Source organism: Trichocoleus sp. FACHB-90 (assembly GCF_014695505.1).
GTDB lineage: Bacteria > Cyanobacteriota > Cyanobacteriia > Cyanobacteriales > FACHB-T130 > Funiculus > Funiculus sociatus.
Window position 1 is genome coordinate 1 of sequence record NZ_JACJOK010000078.1, and the last position, 16,130, is coordinate 16,130.

The window sequence follows — 16,130 nt, forward strand, 5'->3', positions numbered from 1 at the left end:
CCGGAGTCTAAGCCTGATGCCATGAGATAGCCCCTTCTCTCAGATTAATAGCCGTTTTCATTAGCTTAATACTTAGTACATTTCACACTCATATTTAGATGCGCTTACCCTGACATCTGGAGAGATTGCCAAACAAGCCGAAAATAGCATTGTTTTGATTACCTACGCAGACGCATCGGGAAATGGCAGCGGCTTTTTTGTGTGGGGAGAAAACAAAGTCTGCACCGTACTCACGGCGCGTCATGTGGTAGCACCCAGTAGTAAATTGAAGCTGCAAACCAACGATGGAAAATTTTGGAACTCTGCGACTATTCAAAAGTTCCCCAACCAAGATTTAGCACTCATCACCTTCAATCCAGGTAGCGAAAATTGCCCCTATAAAGCTCTTGAATTAGGCGACTCGGATACAGTGAATGTGGGAGACGGCATTTACATCACTGGTTTCCCAGGCGGTTCCTCTGTACCGCAGTTTGTACCGGGTACGATATCAGCGCTTGGCAAACTATCTGATGGCTATGGAATTTCCTACCCTGTTATAACCGCTAGGGGAATGAGTGGGGGGCCAGTGCTAAATACAGCAGGGAAGATAATTGCAGTTCATGGGCGCAGCGAGAGAGAACTTGTTAAAAAGGCAGAACTCACAGGCGGAAATCTGCCGCCAGAACAGCAGTCTGCACAAAGTATAAATTCAGATGATGGGGACGCACAGAATACTTTTAAATGGGACATTCCTAGCAATACCTATAAGGTAAATCTTTCCAAGATGCTTGCCGAAGCGGCGGCGACAACAAATGCAGAAGAGTTGTTGAATAGCGGCAATGATTTGTTAGTCTCCGAACGCTACAAAGAAGCTGTTATTGACTATGACAAAGCGATTCAAATCAAGCCTGACTTCCATGAAGCTTGGTATAACCGAGGCATTGCGCTAGGGAAGTTGAAACAGTACCAAGAGGCGATCGCATCCTATGATAAAGCCATTCAATTCAAGCCTGACCTCTATCAAGCTTGGAATAACCGAGCCCTTGCGCTATCGGATTTGCAACAGTACGAAAAGGCGATCGCCTCCTATGATAAAGCCATTCAATTCAAGCCTGACATCTATCAAGCTTGGAATAACCGAGCCGTTGCGCTATCGGATTTGCAACAGTACCAAGAGGCGATCGCCTCCTTTGATAAAGCCATTCAATTCAAGCCTGACTTCCATGACAGTTGGCATAACCGAGGCGTGGCGCTAGCGAGGTTGAAACAGTACCAAGAGGCGATCGCATCCTATGACAAAGCCATTCAATTCAAGCCTGACTTCCATGAAGCTTGGAATAACCGAGGCGTGGCGCTAGCGAGGTTGAAACAGTACCAAGAGGCGATCGCATCCTATGACAAAGCCATTCAATTCAAGCCTGACAAGTATGGAGCTTGGAATAACCGAGGCCTTGCGCTAATGAACTTGAAACAGTACCAAGAGGCGATCGCATCCTATGACAAAGCAATTCAAATCAAGCCTGACGTTCATCAAGCTTGGAATGGTCGAGGCGAGGCGCTATGGAACTTGAAACAGTACGAAAAGGCAATCGAATCCTATGACAAAGCAATTCAAATCAAGCCTGACTACCAAACAGCAATAGATAATCGCAAGAATTTACTAACTCAGTTGGGACGCTCAAAATAGCGGAGATTTATTAGGACAACATCGCCAAACTTATAACTTGTCATAGACAGGAGCTTCGGATTTTCTCAATTAGCACCTATGCACAATAGTTATAGGTGTCTATGTTATCCCAGTCACAGCAGATTATTTTTTAGCAGTTTCTCTAGCTTTCAGATCCTCATCTGCCAAAAAGTTTCCCAAATGAACAGATGGCGAAGCTGGAGACAAAAGAGGAGCAGATGACTCACCGTTACTGTTTTGATCCACAGTATTCTTATTCTCTAGAGCCTCAATCATCTTGCTGAGAGACAGGTAGGGATCAACACCGACATCCAGCGTCACCAATAGGGGACAATTGTCGCCACTCAGTTTAGTTTTGGCACAGATAACAGATTGGCTGGGAGTTGTGGGATCAGCGCGATAATCAAATGCAATCAGACCATCTTTGCGATAATTTTCCAAACGGTTTTCAATCTCGCCACAACGTTTTAGAGTATTCCAGTCATCACCAAAAGTGTTTACCATTCTTAGCCAAGGTTGCGCCTCTTTGTCGTTATGATAAACCACCGTCCAAATCTCACCTTCGTTGGGGTAGTGTTGCTGTTCGCAAGTAAAGCGGTCATTTTTTCCGCTGAATAGTAACGGCGGCTTCTTGCCATTAATAAAATCGTTTGCCAAGGCAGCAGCACTAATCATAACCCCGATAATGGCTACCACGAAACCTGCTTTTACTAAAGACATATAACTTGCCCCAAAACCCCGTAGAGATGTTGATGTTTCTAAGATAACTTATCTACACAGCTATCTAAAGGAGGGTTTATGAAGAGATTGCAAAACTTGGCGGTTATAAACCACGTTTATACAGACAAAACCCACTAGCGCGGGTTCATTCGTCAAGCGATCAACTTTTCGAGAATGCGCTCAAATTCCATATTTGTAGGGGCTTTTGCATTCGGGTGAATAAATCAGGCAAGTAACAAACAATTGATCTACCCGAAAGCTTCGCCCTGCCTCACAGATAACCTATATGTACAATCAAATGCGATCGCGCTTTTTTTCTAAACTTCTGCTACCAGTGCGATCGCCTCTTACTTACTCTACTAACTGAGAGGCGATCGCACTCTTTGTGTGGATGTGATAATTAAATAATATTTTGTAAATTAGATAGCCAGATATATGACTGAGTTGCTCGAACAAGCAATTGCCCGCTTGAAAACTCTACCTGCTAGCGAACAGGATGCGATCGCGGCGATGATTCTAGAAGAACTTGAAGACGAAATCCGTTGGGATGAAGCATTTAAGCGTTCTAAAGATGTCCTGGCTTTTCTTGCAGGCGAGGCGATGGCTGAATATCGTGCGGGTAAAACTCAAGAATTAGACCCAGAAACAATGTGAAATCGCGTACAACTAACCAATTTCGTAGAGCCTTTGCCGATTTACCAAAGCAAGTTCAACAACAGACACGCGAGGCATATTGCCAATTTAAACAAGATCCCAGTCATCCCAGTCTTCGCTTCAAAAAAATCCATCCAGAATTCCCAATCTATTCTGCTCGAATCAGCAAGAGTTATCGAGCCGTTGGACAGTTAGACGAAGATACCGTTATTTGGTTTTGGGTCGGCTCGCACGCAGAGTATGATAAGTTACTCTCTCAGTTGTAGCCTTAGTAAGCTAACACTGCGTTGGAGCGGACGGGACAGAAGTTGTCTAACGAGTAATGCTCACCTGATTTATGGATTGATCGCACTTTGTCACCTATTAATCTCCTCACCAGATAACAGGTGATGAGGGTGGTAGATGCGATCGCTCTTTACTTTTTTATAGATAGGCGATCGCGTTTTTGACGAATTTTTATAGAATGCGATCGCGCATCCTCAAGCAAGCAATCTCTTACTCTTCCAAAACTTCCACCAAGTCTTCTATCATCACGTCAAATACACGGGCTAATTTTAGTAAAGCCGTATAGTCTACAGTTGCCAGCTTCGGAGAATGGGCATAGCTTCTGACTGTACCGTAAGGAATTCCCGTTCTATCGGAGACTTCTTTTAGTGTCCAACCCTTCTCTGTAGCTAGTTCCCGTACTCGTAACCTAATTAACCCCATTCTACACTTGACAACTGCTGCGTTCGCAGCGTTTAATAATATTATCCAAATAAGCGATCGCCCTCCGACCTGAGAAATCAAGGGCGATCGCTCCTAACACAACCCACATTGTGGGAAGGATAGCTCTATGATACCAACATCGCCGACCTACCGAGACAGACTTCATCCTTGGTGCGTGATTCGTCATCTGCCAAACTTACAGTCATCGATTGTAGCTCGATTTCGTTGTCGCAATGATGCGATCGCGCATCTTCAGTTACTCCAGCAATTGATACCCGCCGCTAGCCTTGCAGTTATTTTTGAGACAAATGTAAACGATCGAGACGAAGAAAGTTGACAATACAGGAACTATAGTGATCCTATTTGATTCGTGAACGCCAAGAAACCGGGTTTCTTAGATAGCATCTTTACAACTCAAATAGTATTGGTATATAAGAACCGATATGCTAAGAGCATTCGCAACACTGACGTGTTTGAAAACAGAATGCGATCGCTATGGTTTCAATATTTCGTTTTCCTGTGGTTGTGGGTTCATTAACCCAGTACCTCATCTAGGGTAATTTCAACATCAGGAAACGCTTGGATAGATACAGTTTGTCCCCGATAAAACTTCTGCATTTCCTTGTATCCATCAGCACAAGGTTGTCGGTAAACTTCCAAACATTGCTGATTAATATCTATCAGCCAAACTTCAGTAATACCATCTCTAGCGTAAAGAGGAATTTTCACATTTCGGTCACTTTCAACTGTCGTATCAGCAACTTCAACTAACAAGAAAATATCCTCTGGCTTAGGATGTCCCGACTCATAAAAATCTGGACGGGGTTGCAGCAACACCACATCAGGTTGAGGTTGGGAGCTATCATCCAATTCCACTGGATTTTGAGTATCGACTAGGGCGCGTCTGCCTAATTTTTCAGATAATAAAGTATTTAAGCGCCTGACATGAGCCGCGTGTCTTCTGCCAATTGGGGACATTTGAATAATTTCTCCGCGAATCAATTCCACCCTGTCATCTTCTGTGAGAATACCCGCCTCAACCATACGATTGTATTCTTTTACAGTAAATAATCTTTTGAGTAGTCCAGTTGCCATAATCCACTCTTATTATTATCAAATGAGGTTCTATTTTAGTTTAGTTGCAGATAAATTTGAGAGTGATCGCTATTTATGAAAAGCGCCTTATATCCCCTACCTAAAAGCAAGAGGTTTTACAGCGTTGATAATATGCACCAGCTTGTCCATAATCATATCCCTTGAGGCAAATGGGCTGACGATGGTGTTTGTCTGGGTTATAGGTTATTTTGCTGCCTCAACGCGATCGCGCCATTCCAAAATAAAAATTAACCCAGCTCTCAAAGAGCTGGGTTATAGGAAAAACGGGCTAATCTATAGTTGATTAACCCGATATCTTGGGAACGCGCACAATAATTACTTTTGCACAACCAACTTGACGTTGGCGTTGGCAAGACCGCGTTGCTTGACTTCTGCCAAGGTCTTGTTAACGGCATACTTCTGATTAATCGAGTTAATCAGTTCGGTTTGGTTGTGCTTCTTGGCAACGCCCCACAGGTCAGCGATCAGGTCGAAAGAACCATCGCTATTGCGAGACCAGCCCAGGTCATATTCGCCTTCCAAAACTGCAACGATGTCGGAACGAACGCGCTGACCGTTGTAACCACGAACATCAGCTTCGGACTTAACGCTGATACCCAGGTCACGGAGAGAAGCCTTCAGGATTTCGGCATCGGTGATTTTGGTACGCAGGGTGCTAAAGTGAGACATTGGGATTTCCTCCAGTAGAGAGTTAAGAGAAACGACAACTTTTTTGTTTCGAGACTACCGCCTTGGGAAATTACTTGGCGGCTTTTTTATCAAACTACTAGCAATTTGCTAGTCTTTCCTCCTGTTGGGAGCAGGAGAAAGCTTTTAGAACTCCATTCGCTGATACTCAGCGACGGAGGATGCAGCAGGTCGCGCTCGCTGTCTTGCCCAGTCCCTCAGGGCCGTAACCTGCTCGTTCATTGTCCGGGAAAGCGGCAGTGTGGCTTTAATTGCCGCAATAATATCAAGCTGGGTAAATTCGCGCTCTTGGGCAAATGCTTCGTACATTGCCGCAATCAATCCCTGCTCGATTTCTGCCCCGGAAAATCCATCAGAAACCTTAGCCAGCTGGTCTAGGTCAAAGCGAGAAAGGTCGCGCTTCCGCTTGGCAAGGTGAATCTGGAAAATGTCCTTACGTTCTTCCGCGTTAGGAAGATCGACGAAGAAAAGCTCGTCAAAACGTCCTTTGCGGAGAAATTCACCTGGTAAACGTTCAACCCGGTTGGCAGTTGCCATCACGAACACCGGAGAAGTCTTTTCTTGCATCCAGGTGAGGAAGGAACCAAAAATTCGGCTGGATGTACCGCCATCTGAGTCAGCGGATCCCGAAGTACCAGCAAAGGCTTTGTCTAGTTCGTCGATGAAGAGAATCGTCGGAGAAATTGACTCTGCTGTTTTCAGGGCGTTCCGCAAGTTAGCTTCTGACCGACCTACCATTGAGCCGTCATACACTCGGCCCATATCCAGGCGCAGAAGTGGCAAACTCCAGAGGCGGGAAGTTGTTTTGGCAATTAAGGATTTACCGCAGCCAGGAACGCCTAGAATTAACATTCCCTTCGGTTGAGGCAAGCCGTACTCTCTCGCCTTTTCTGTGAAAGCGTTAGATCGCTGTCTCAGCCAGCGCTTCAACTCTTCTAAACCGCCAACTGCATCAATAGTTTCGTCTTCTTCAATGAATTCTAATATGCCGTTGCGACGGATTAATTGCTTTTTTTCAGAAAGAATAATATCTACTTCTGATTCAGTTAGGCGACCTGTTTTAACGTATGCCTTACGATAAACTTTTTCAGCTTCGTCCCGGGTCAAACCCAAGGCGGCTTTTAACATTTTTTCCCGCGCTTCTGTCGTTGTACGACGGTTGCGAGTTTGCTCTAGCTGACTGGTCAATACTTGGTTGAGTTCTGCCAGGTCTGGCAGGGGGTAATCTAAAACTACTACTTCTTTTTCCAGCTCGATTGGGATCTGTTGGAAGGGTGACATGAGGATAATGGTTTTTTGCGTGCCTTTGAAGCTGGCGATCGCATCCCTCAGCCACCGAGTTGTTGCTGGTGATTCAATAAACGGGTGTAAATCTTTGAATATAAAGATACCTGGTTCTCTTTGGCGTACTACCCATTCAATCGCTGCCTCTGGAGAAACAGTATTATGTTGGGTAATATTGCGAGGTTGGCCGTACTCGACTATGCCGTGGGTGACTGTCCATATGAACACACGCCGCTGCTGGGATCTTGTTTGAGCAATTGTTGCAATTGTTCGCTCAGCCCTTTCTTCCTCGGATGTCACCAGGTAGATTAGGGGATATTGAGCTTGAACCAGAATATCTAGCTCTTCTTTCATAATCTATCGACCCATTAGAGACGGCACAACCATTAGCCAACATTCGCACTGCTTGCCTTGATTCGAGCAAGGCACCCGCTCATAGAGGAGGAACCTTAGCAGGGAACCAACTCCTGTTCTCCTTGGGAATCAGTACCAACTTCACTTCTGGTACCTTCAAGGGTGGTTAGCTCCTCAGCCATTACACCAGGCTGATCACCAAGGGCAACCATTTCTCCATCTCGCACTACCACGGAACTAGAACACTCCGGACAAGAATATACCCGATGCGTCCCCCCGTGATTTGCCTCTACCTCATCCACCACTTCCGGGTTTGTCAGGTAGAAAACAATCGCTCTTTCGACCATTGATGACATCGGTTCCGAGTCAACAGCAGATCGAATTTTGAGCTGACGATGAAGACCTGGAGGAAGATATAACGTAACCTTTTGCTTATCTTGCATATAACTTTATCGGTCGTCCTACCCGGGTATATTTCACAGGTTATCGGTCTTATTCCGGGCTGTCAAGACGTTAAGCCAGCATGACGGCAATATTGTTACATTGCTTAATATTTCTCCCGATTGTCCGGCAGAGGATGGGGGACTGGCGAATGAATAAAAGCAGCCAGAACGGAGATATTGGCGTAGGTGTACAAATATTCCAGCCGAGTCGGGAGTCAGAGTTGGCAAGCCAATTGTGGCAACACGAGAGCGATCGCAATATATGCGATCGCCCTCATGATGATGCTGTGGGGTTGTCGGGCCACCGATAACCAGTCAGCAACCTGGAAAATATATAACAACCCGCGCTATGACTTCGAGTTTCCTTATCCCAGTAACTGGATTGCCGCCCCGATGCCAGACAATAGAGATGGGCGGGCGTTTAGAGATCCGCAGAACTTAGAGGTAGAAATACTGGGAGTAGCGGGTGCTAGTTTGCCAGAAATTGAACTGATACCATCGGGACAAAAGCACCCTCATACATCCATGCAGCAGAACTTTACCACCCAACAGGGGATAACCGGGAAGCTGCAAGTGGAACTGCGTTCTGATATCAGTTTGATGAGACTGACCTTAATTCAGGGAAGGATACGTTACTACTGGCAAGGGCGATCGCCCTCCGGACAATTTGACGATTATTATCGCTTCTTCTATTACGTTGCTGGTCAATACCGCATTCCTGAAATAAAAAATTAAAAATGGGAATTATGCAAGTTTTAACAGAGGCTGAGCCTCCTAACCTTCGTTCCCAGCATCTGACTGGGCATGAGAAGTTAAAAACTTAAAATCGGAATTCGGCAATTTTTAATTTTTAATTTTGCTTTTTTAATTCCCCTAGCGCTTAAAATCAGTCTCAGGGATGAGGCTTTATTTCATTAAACTGCCCAAACCGTGTATTTTTGTCGTAGATAAAACCAATAAAACAACTTCATTAATTCCATGCCTCCGGAAACAGAATCACCATTGAATACACCCACTGAATCTCACCCATTGCGGGTTTTGATTGTGGAAGACGACCCGATGATGCAGCTGGGTTTGGAGCAGTCATTAGCCGCTCACCCCCAGTTCACCATCGTTGGACAAGCTGAAGATGGATATCTAGGCGTAGAAGCTGCTCTGAGACTGAAACCGGATCTGGTTGTGATGGATATTGGTCTGCCGCGACTCGATGGAATTGCTGCCACCCAGCAAATTAAGGCAGCACTTCCTAATGTCCGGGTGGTTGTCCTAACATCCCACACCACAGAAACAGAAATCATTGCTGCCCTCTCTAGCGGTGCCGATGCCTACTGCATCAAGGGTGCTAGTGTAGAGCGATTGTTAGCAGCAATCACTGCTGCCCAAGAAGGTGCCACCTACCTCGATCCGCAAATTGCGCGTCGAGTAATTGACCATCTTAAACCGCCTTCGACGAGCAGCGCTGTCTCAAATTTATCCCAACGGGAATTAGAAGTATTGAAACTGATGGTAGAGGGCAAAAGTAATCCGGAGATTGCTGCTGCCCTCTACCTAAGTCCAAATACTGTGAAAACTCACGTCCGAGGGATTATGAATAAATTGTCTGTCGATGACCGGGTGCAAGCAGCTGTTGTTGCCCTTCGTTCGGGGCTGGTGTAGCCTAAAGACACTTTTAGGAAACCTTTTCTACAAAAAAGTCCGGCGATCCAAGTGATAGATTTGGGTGATTCGCTCAATATCCTGTGTCAATTTTGCCCGGTGTCGGTGATTAGAAACTTCCGCTTCTGGTCGGTTGGAAAATTTTCTGCTGGTGAGAGGATGATTTGTAATCGCCTTTGGCTGAATTAAAACAATACCAAGGCGTTGTGCGTAAAAGTAGAATAACCCCATGACTAGGCACCATTCAATTCAGCGTCTGATTTAAAGTACGACGGGTAAGAGCGATCGCACTTCATGCCGTTGTCTCACCTGGTTGGGTGAAAACAAACTATTTCTTCGTCTTCGCTTTAGTCCGCCAGAGACTTAAGTCTCTGGCTTATAGCTAACGTGGATTAAAAAAACTGAACTTTGTTATTGTTAGTCGGTTAAAACCGACTTTAGTTATACGCCTGGGGTTTAAACTTCAGGCGAAATTAATTCATACTATTGATTCACCTGATTGGATGAGGTGGGAAAAATGGGGGAAATATAGGGATGAATTGAAATAGTTTTTAAGAATATAAAGTTAATGGATATCATCCTTTTGTATGAGATGGTTGGGTGAAGTCGGAGCTGGGAAATAACAAGTACCTTAGAAAGTGTAAGGAACACAACACAAATTCAAAAAACACAAATTAAAGGAACCAAAACCATGACAGCTCCAACTAATACTTTCAACGCTCAAGCTAATGCCCAAATCAACAAACCTGTACTCAAGCGCGGTTCCACAGGAGCAGGGGTTCAGGAACTGCAAAGACTGTTAAATCGCTGGGAAACTTACTTTGGCGATATTGACGGTATCTTCGATATAGTGGTAGAAAATGGCGTAAGAGCCTACCAGCATCGGGTCTTTTTGAAAGAGGATGGCGTTGTGGGAAACGTGACATGGCAAGCTCTTTATTCTGGTGCGCCAGTCAATATGCCTGTACTCAAAAAAGGTAGCCAAGGTGAAATAGTGGTAATGCTTCAGCGTCTTTTACAGACAACGGGCGATTTTAATACTGAGACTAGCCCGAATTTCGGCCCGCGCACAGATGCAGCGGTGAGATCCTTCCAAAAGCGGTTTAATTTGGTTGTGGATGGCATTGTGGGCGATCGCACTTGGCACGCTCTGAGCAAAGTTCCTCACTAGAAACAGTTAAGAGTGTTGAATTAATAACTTATAATTCAACACTCTTAACTCAAAAAAATGATGATTTATGAGTCAATTCCAGCCTTGCAAACTCTCTTGTGTTAGGGTTAGCGTCAATTCGCTGTTGGTGCGTGAGAATACCCAGTTGGAAACTTGAAATTGTAAATATTTTTATTTGTCATTATTGTGATCTCACTTTAAATAATTAAAAATATTAGTTTATTTTTAATTATAGTTAGAAAATTTATTGAGTTTTTAATTTTGCTTTTCTAGTTTTTAACTGGTAATGTGAACCAAAAAGTTGAGCCGTGATTGAGGTTACTAATCGCGCCAATTTCGCCGCCGTGGGCTGCGATCGCTTGCCGACAGAGATACAATTTTAGCCCAATACCTGTCGTGCAGCTGTCTCTAGCATCGCGGACGTGGAGATCGAATAAGCGATCGCATTCTGATTGGCTCATCCCTGCACCGTTATCCTGAATCGTACAGCGCAGCATCCCTGCCTCAATTGTGGCGCTCAAAGTTAAACTAATTCCAGGGGGATTATGTTTCAAAATATGAGTAAATAAATCTTGCAACGCTCGCTGCAACTTAGCCGCATCAACCATTACCAATGGTAAATTTTCTGAAATCAGATTCGTTACATTCGCTTGATTTCCCTTGAGTATTGGCTGCAAATCTTTGAGCATTGGTGTTAAAAGTGTATTTAGTTGCAGCGGCTCAGGATGCAAAACGATTCCTTGCTCTTGGGAAATTTCTAGTAATAAATTAATCATACCGAGTTGGCGATCGCTACCCTGAATCATCCGCTCTAAAATATGGCGAGAGATCGGTATCGTATCTTGTGGGCTTTTAAGAAAATTATTTAGCAACAATAAATTACCCAAAACGGGGGTGCGTAGTTCGTGGTAAACAGTATTTAAAACTACGTCTTTAAGGCGGTTCAACTCTTGGGATTTTGTAATAGCCTGTTGTAATTCGGCTGTGCGTTCCAAGACTTGAGTTTCCAAACTGTCATTAAGCTCTGATAATTGCTCATAAAGTTGTGCTTGCTGGATAGCGATCGCTACCTGCGTCGCCAGTGAAGAAAGCAAGTCAATTTCAAATTGCTGCCAGTGACGCGGTGCGCTACATTGATTGGCGATTAGCATCCCAAAAAACTGGTCGCCAACCATAATAGGGACACACAAACTGGCTCTGATTTGATATTTTGTATAGTATGCAGCATGAAATCGAGATTTTGCTACCGCTTGTGTATCATCAATTGCTCTAACCTGACCTTGTTTAAAAAGTGATTTTATTTCTTTTAAGTGGCGGTCATTCGTGACCCATCCACGGATTGAGCGCCAATTTGGGGCAACAGATTCTGCTAAAACTTTTCCTTGACAATTGTCATTAAGATGTCCGATAAAAACCCGATCTGTTTGCAGAAATTGCCGGACTTCCTCAACTGTAGTGTTAAGAATTTGATCGAGATCGAGCGATCGCCTAATTCTCAGGGCAATTTCTCCCAGTAAGCGATCGCGTTCAGCAGCAACTCCTAGTTGCGCTTCCGCAGCTTTGCGTTCAGTGACATCTAAAACATATCCGTCATAGTGTATAATTTCCCCAGTTTCATTGCGGACGATAGTGGTAAAGTCATAGACCCAACGCACAGAGCCATCTGAACGCATCAGGCGATAATCTTGTTCGTAAGAACTAACACTTTTCTCGGCGCTATAAGCTTGGATCTCAGCATCAACTCTAGCCAAGTCATCGGGATGAACAATGCTGGCATAAGGCACTCTACCAGTTAAAAAATCTTCTGGTTGATAGCCGAACTGAGCCACATTAGGCGAGACGTATTCTACAGGCCAATTTTCTTGTGCAAGCCAACGGAAAACTGTCACTGGCCCACCGATGAAAAGTCGCCGTTCTCTCTCCAGCGCTTCTTGGGCAGCTTTGCTTTGCGTGACTTCCATCATTAAGCCATCCCAGAGAATATCGCCATTACGCTGCTTTTCTGGACGAGAAGCGCATTGTATCCACTTTATTTTTCCAGTAGGCGTAATAATGCGACCTTCCCAAGCCCAAGGTTGCAAAGTGGCGGCAGAAATATCTCCAGATTCTTCATAAGTTTTTAAATCATCGGGATGAATTAACTCTTTGAGCAGTTGAAAATTAGCCTCCATGTTTTCTGGTTCTAACTCGAACAATTCTCGATAGCCAGAAGTAGCACATACCAGCGACTCGCGACCATCGTGAGTCCGCAGGTATTGGTAAATCATACCTGGTAAGTTGTCAGCCATTGTTGGGAATTTAAACTCGCTATGTTGTAGCTTGTCTTGAGTTTCCTCAACGTTTGGAATGCCAGTGCCAGCCAAGATTTGTTGGAGCCTTTCAAAAGCTGCTTCATCCCGACAACATTCTCTTATCGCTTGTAGATATTCAGGCATTAGAAATCACATCTCTTTGTTTTAACTCAATAAATTTTCAATAGTTGCACCAGGTTGGCACGTTAAAAAGTATGAATTATTAAGGATAAAATTTTGGCTTTTGGCGGGAATAAAAAGAGCAATTTAAGCCTTTTTTTCCAGGCTGGGCATGGGAATGCGATTCTTGAGGATCTACCTCTTTCGGAAGACATAAATTACAAAGGTAGTGTAAGGCTCTGCCTCACAAATATACATTCCCAAGCTCAGCTTGGGAACTAGAAATTTATTCGTGAGGTCTTAAGAGTCCCCAGCCAAGAGTCCCCAATCCCCAGTCCCTCCTTCACACTTCATCCTTCTTTTAGTGTTCCCTAAAACCGTAGAGAAATGCAGTCGGGATTCTTAAATCTCATCTTTTTAATTTACAGTAGGCGATCGCTTGTTCACATCCTTCCGGCGATTCACCCGATTGGGTGATTGTGGAAAAAGCTCATTTAATATCCACAATCAAAAGACTCATCCAAAGGTAAAGTAAACCAGAAAGTTGCACCGTCTCCAGGTGAACTAATAACACCAATTTCGCCGCCGTGAGCAATGATGATTTGCTGACAAAGATATAATCCTAAACCGATGCCAGTTGAGCGTCTAGCTTGGGAACCACGGGCATAAAGTTCAAAGGCGCGATCGCAAGTTTCTTGATTCATCCCCACGCCGTCATCTTCAATAGTGCAGCGCATCATCTGATTCTTAACTGTCGCCTTGATGGTCATTTTCAGTCCGGGTGGATTGTGGTTCAAGGCGTTGGTGAGCAGATTTTCAAACACGCGCCGCAGCTGAAGCGGATCTGCATTGACGCTAGGCAATTCGCCCTCGACTTGATTTGTCAAGAAAGCATGGTTTTTAGCGCATAGCGGCTCAAAGTCTTCGACAATGGCTTGTACTAGAGAGCCAATTTGGGTTGGTTCGCGGTGGAGGACAACGCCTCGCACGTCGCTAGTATGAACTTCTAGCAGGGAATTTATCAGACGGAGTTGGCGATCGCTACTTTGAATCATTCGCTCTAAAATTGAGCGAGGAACGGGAATTGTGTTTTGTTGATGGCTAATGGCTAATTGTTCATTGCGATTAGCCATCAACAAATTCTGCAACACGAGTAACCCGCCGACGATTGGCGTTCGCAGATCGTGGGAAACTGCGTGTAGGAAAATATCTTTAAGCTGATAGAGTTCTTGAACTTCCTCTATTTTTTGCTCTAATTGGGCGGTGCGTTCTTGGACTTGGCATTCCAAGTTGGCATTGAGTGCTTGTACCTGGTTGAATAGAGAGGCTTGTTGGATTGCGATCGCTACTTGGGTTCCCAACTGTTCGAGTAAGTCGATTTCCATTGGTTCCCAGCGTCTCGAACCGCTGCATTGATTGACAATCAACGCCCCTAACAGACCTTGACCGTGTACGCTAATTGGTACAGCCAAGACTGATTTAACTTGATAATCGTTGTGGTAAGATGCGATCGCTTCTGGTACTTGTACCTTACTTGTGTCCTCAACCATTCGGACGCAATTTTCCTCAAACATCGTTCTCAAGTCGGCGAGAGAACTTTCATCATCAAGTACCCAACCCAAAATTGACGGATAATTTGAGTTTACCGATTCTACAATCACCTTTCCTTTACCGTTACCATCTGTATGACCGATGAAAACGCGGTCAGCTTGTAGAAACGAACGAACTTCCTCAACTGTGGTGTTGAGAATTTGCTCCAGGTTCAGGGATGAACGGATACGCCCTAGAGTTTCTGCTAATAAGCGATCGCGTTTTTGCGTCATGCGTTGCTGGATTTCCGCCTGCTTGCGTTCAGTAATGTCGTTCCCCACAGTCAGCAAACATTCTTCGCCGCCCAAGTTAATAATTTCCGCAGAAAAAAGTCCTATTACCACTTCGCCGGACTGCTTGCGAAACTCGTATTCCTGGTTACGAACCGCCCCATCTTCCTGCAATAACTTGATAACTTGCAGGCGTTCTTCTGGATTAACCCAAATTTGCAATTCAGTTAAATTATGACCAATCACCTGCTCACGTGTGTAGCCGGAAATATTTAAGAAAGTTTCGTTAACGTCAATGTATCGCCCATCTTTAACTGTAGAAATCGTAATCGACTCAGGGCTAGAACTAAAAGCTTTCTTAAATTTCTCTTCTGAAACTCGCAACGCTTCTTCTACCTGCTTGCGCTGGGTGATTTCGCGGACAATTGCCACAACTTCCTCTTCCCCAAGAGACACCAGCCGTGCTTCCCAGTCGCGCTTGATTCCATTCAGATACAGATGGTACTCTAGGTTTTGGGTTTCTCGTGTCGAGATTGCTTGCTCAATGTGGTGCATGAACAATTGAGCTACGTCTGTTGGCATTAACTCGCACAAAAATTTTCCAACGATTTCATCAGGCGGAACTATCAAATCGCTGGCTTTTTCTGCTTTAAAATCCAGATATTTTCCGTCTTTGCTGAAGATGAACATCAAATCCGGAATCGCATTTAAAAGGGCGCGATTTTTCTCTTCACTTTTTTTAACCCTTTCTTCCGCTTGCTTGCGTTCTGTAATATCCCTAACACTAGCCACCCTAACCAATCTACCTTGATACACAATACTTTTAGCAGAAACCTCTGCGATAAAAGTTGTTTTATCTTTCCTCAATGCGATCGCTTCAAAAGGTTGATCTGAAGGTGAGCGCAATCTTTGTCTAATCGTTTCGTAGGAAGGAACGGCTGCAACATCCAAAAGCGACTTACCAATCAATTCGTCTGTTGAATAGCCAAATAATGTTTCTGCGGCAGGATTAACATCTAAAATTTTCCCTTGTTCATGAATCAAAACTGCTTCAAATGTTGCGTTATTAAAAACTTCTAGTCTGGTTTGAGTATTAGGCAATCTTTCCACCTTAACTAGCTTAGTTGAAGTGTTTACTGAACCCCCAGCCTGCAAATTAAAGCAGTGTTTTTGGATCTTAGCGATAGTTTCTTTCATACTTAAAGCCTCTTTCTATATTGCTGGTAATCCGGTATAATTGATGCCAACAATAGTTTATTGCCGCCAGACTCAGTAGGAGTCGGGAAAGCAAAAGTTAAAATTGATGAACCTGGAAACAAATTCCTCTTCAATGCTTCATCATTGAAACTTCATATTTCCGAAAAAATTTGAAGTTTCACCCGATTGGATGAGCCATTTGTGTGAGTGCCATCGCGCCAGAATCAAGTCATTCTATATAAA

General features: G+C 44.3%; 16 protein-coding genes. 7 read left to right on the top strand and 9 right to left on the bottom strand.

The features are described from left to right. Positions 1 to 154: 154 nt before the first annotated feature. A complete protein-coding gene (locus H6F74_RS22545) occupies positions 155 to 1,666 on the top strand; it encodes a tetratricopeptide repeat-containing serine protease family protein (RefSeq protein ID WP_242022312.1) in 1,512 nt (503 codons plus the stop codon). A 123-nt stretch (positions 1,667 to 1,789) separates the two neighbouring features. Here H6F74_RS22545 and H6F74_RS22550 read toward each other — a convergent pair whose 3' ends face one another. After that, entirely contained in the window at positions 1,790 to 2,386 is a 597-nt protein-coding gene (locus H6F74_RS22550) for a COP23 domain-containing protein (protein WP_190444399.1), read from the bottom strand. Positions 2,387 to 2,821: 435 nt separating this feature from the next. On the opposite strand from H6F74_RS22550, the gene H6F74_RS22555 reads away from it, so the two are divergent. Both H6F74_RS22555 and H6F74_RS22560 read left to right on the top strand, forming a co-directional pair. Beyond that, positions 2,822 to 3,040 (top strand): hypothetical protein, encoded by a 219-nt coding sequence (locus H6F74_RS22555; protein ID WP_190444400.1) that lies wholly within the window; start codon positions 2,822 to 2,824, stop codon positions 3,038 to 3,040. Further along, positions 3,037 to 3,306, top strand: coding sequence for a hypothetical protein (locus H6F74_RS22560; RefSeq protein WP_190444401.1), 270 nt, complete (start codon positions 3,037 to 3,039; stop codon positions 3,304 to 3,306). Before H6F74_RS22555 ends, H6F74_RS22560 begins: the two co-directional genes overlap by 4 nt. Positions 3,307 to 3,535: 229 nt before the next feature. Here H6F74_RS22560 and H6F74_RS22565 read toward each other — a convergent pair whose 3' ends face one another. Beyond that, entirely contained in the window at positions 3,536 to 3,748 is a 213-nt protein-coding gene (locus H6F74_RS22565) for a helix-turn-helix transcriptional regulator (protein WP_190444402.1), read from the bottom strand. Positions 3,749 to 3,875: 127 nt separating this feature from the next. On the opposite strand from H6F74_RS22565, the gene H6F74_RS22570 reads away from it, so the two are divergent. Beyond that, on the top strand, positions 3,876 to 4,085 hold the full coding sequence (locus H6F74_RS22570; RefSeq protein ID WP_190444403.1) for a hypothetical protein: 210 nt from the start codon (positions 3,876 to 3,878) through the stop codon (positions 4,083 to 4,085). A 197-nt stretch (positions 4,086 to 4,282) separates the two neighbouring features. Here the strand turns inward: H6F74_RS22570 and H6F74_RS22575 are convergent, their stop codons facing one another. The 4 genes from H6F74_RS22575 to H6F74_RS22590 all read right to left on the bottom strand — a co-directional run bounded on the left by H6F74_RS22575 (position 4,283) and on the right by H6F74_RS22590 (position 7,632). Further along, on the bottom strand, positions 4,283 to 4,843 hold the full coding sequence (locus H6F74_RS22575; protein WP_190444404.1) for a Uma2 family endonuclease: 561 nt from the start codon (positions 4,841 to 4,843) through the stop codon (positions 4,283 to 4,285). A 336-nt stretch (positions 4,844 to 5,179) separates the two neighbouring features. Then, positions 5,180 to 5,533 carry a DUF1257 domain-containing protein gene (locus tag H6F74_RS22580; RefSeq protein WP_190419624.1) on the bottom strand — a complete coding sequence of 118 codons (354 nt, stop codon included), beginning with the start codon at positions 5,531 to 5,533 and terminating at the stop codon, positions 5,180 to 5,182. A 144-nt stretch (positions 5,534 to 5,677) separates the two neighbouring features. Next, positions 5,678 to 7,189 carry an AAA family ATPase gene (locus tag H6F74_RS22585; protein ID WP_190419621.1) on the bottom strand — a complete coding sequence of 504 codons (1,512 nt, stop codon included), beginning with the start codon at positions 7,187 to 7,189 and terminating at the stop codon, positions 5,678 to 5,680. 95 nt (positions 7,190 to 7,284) lie between these two features. Then, positions 7,285 to 7,632, bottom strand: a complete 348-nt coding sequence (locus tag H6F74_RS22590) for a hypothetical protein (RefSeq protein ID WP_190444405.1) — start codon at positions 7,630 to 7,632, stop codon at positions 7,285 to 7,287. Positions 7,633 to 7,818: 186 nt separating this feature from the next. On the opposite strand from H6F74_RS22590, the gene H6F74_RS22595 reads away from it, so the two are divergent. Next, positions 7,819 to 8,367 (top strand): hypothetical protein, encoded by a 549-nt coding sequence (locus tag H6F74_RS22595; protein WP_190444406.1) that lies wholly within the window; start codon positions 7,819 to 7,821, stop codon positions 8,365 to 8,367. Between the two features lie 243 nt (positions 8,368 to 8,610). Next, on the top strand, positions 8,611 to 9,288 hold the full coding sequence (locus tag H6F74_RS22600) for a response regulator transcription factor (RefSeq protein ID WP_190444407.1): 678 nt from the start codon (positions 8,611 to 8,613) through the stop codon (positions 9,286 to 9,288). A gap of 27 nt (positions 9,289 to 9,315) precedes the next feature. Here H6F74_RS22600 and H6F74_RS22605 read toward each other — a convergent pair whose 3' ends face one another. Beyond that, the gene (locus tag H6F74_RS22605; RefSeq protein ID WP_190444408.1) at positions 9,316 to 9,519 is read right to left on the bottom strand and encodes a hypothetical protein; all 204 of its coding nucleotides are present in this window, start codon (positions 9,517 to 9,519) and stop codon (positions 9,316 to 9,318) included. 460 nt (positions 9,520 to 9,979) lie between these two features. Between H6F74_RS22605 and H6F74_RS22610 the strand changes: the two genes are divergently transcribed. Next, positions 9,980 to 10,459, top strand: coding sequence for a peptidoglycan-binding protein (locus H6F74_RS22610; RefSeq protein ID WP_190444409.1), 480 nt, complete (start codon positions 9,980 to 9,982; stop codon positions 10,457 to 10,459). Positions 10,460 to 10,728: 269 nt separating this feature from the next. On the opposite strand, the gene H6F74_RS22615 is transcribed toward H6F74_RS22610, so the two are convergent. Further along, entirely contained in the window at positions 10,729 to 12,894 is a 2,166-nt protein-coding gene (locus tag H6F74_RS22615) for a PAS domain-containing protein (RefSeq protein WP_190444410.1), read from the bottom strand. A 470-nt stretch (positions 12,895 to 13,364) separates the two neighbouring features. Beyond that, a complete protein-coding gene (locus H6F74_RS22620; RefSeq protein WP_190444411.1) occupies positions 13,365 to 15,887 on the bottom strand; it encodes a PAS domain S-box protein in 2,523 nt (840 codons plus the stop codon). Between the last annotated feature and the right edge of the window lie 243 nt (positions 15,888 to 16,130).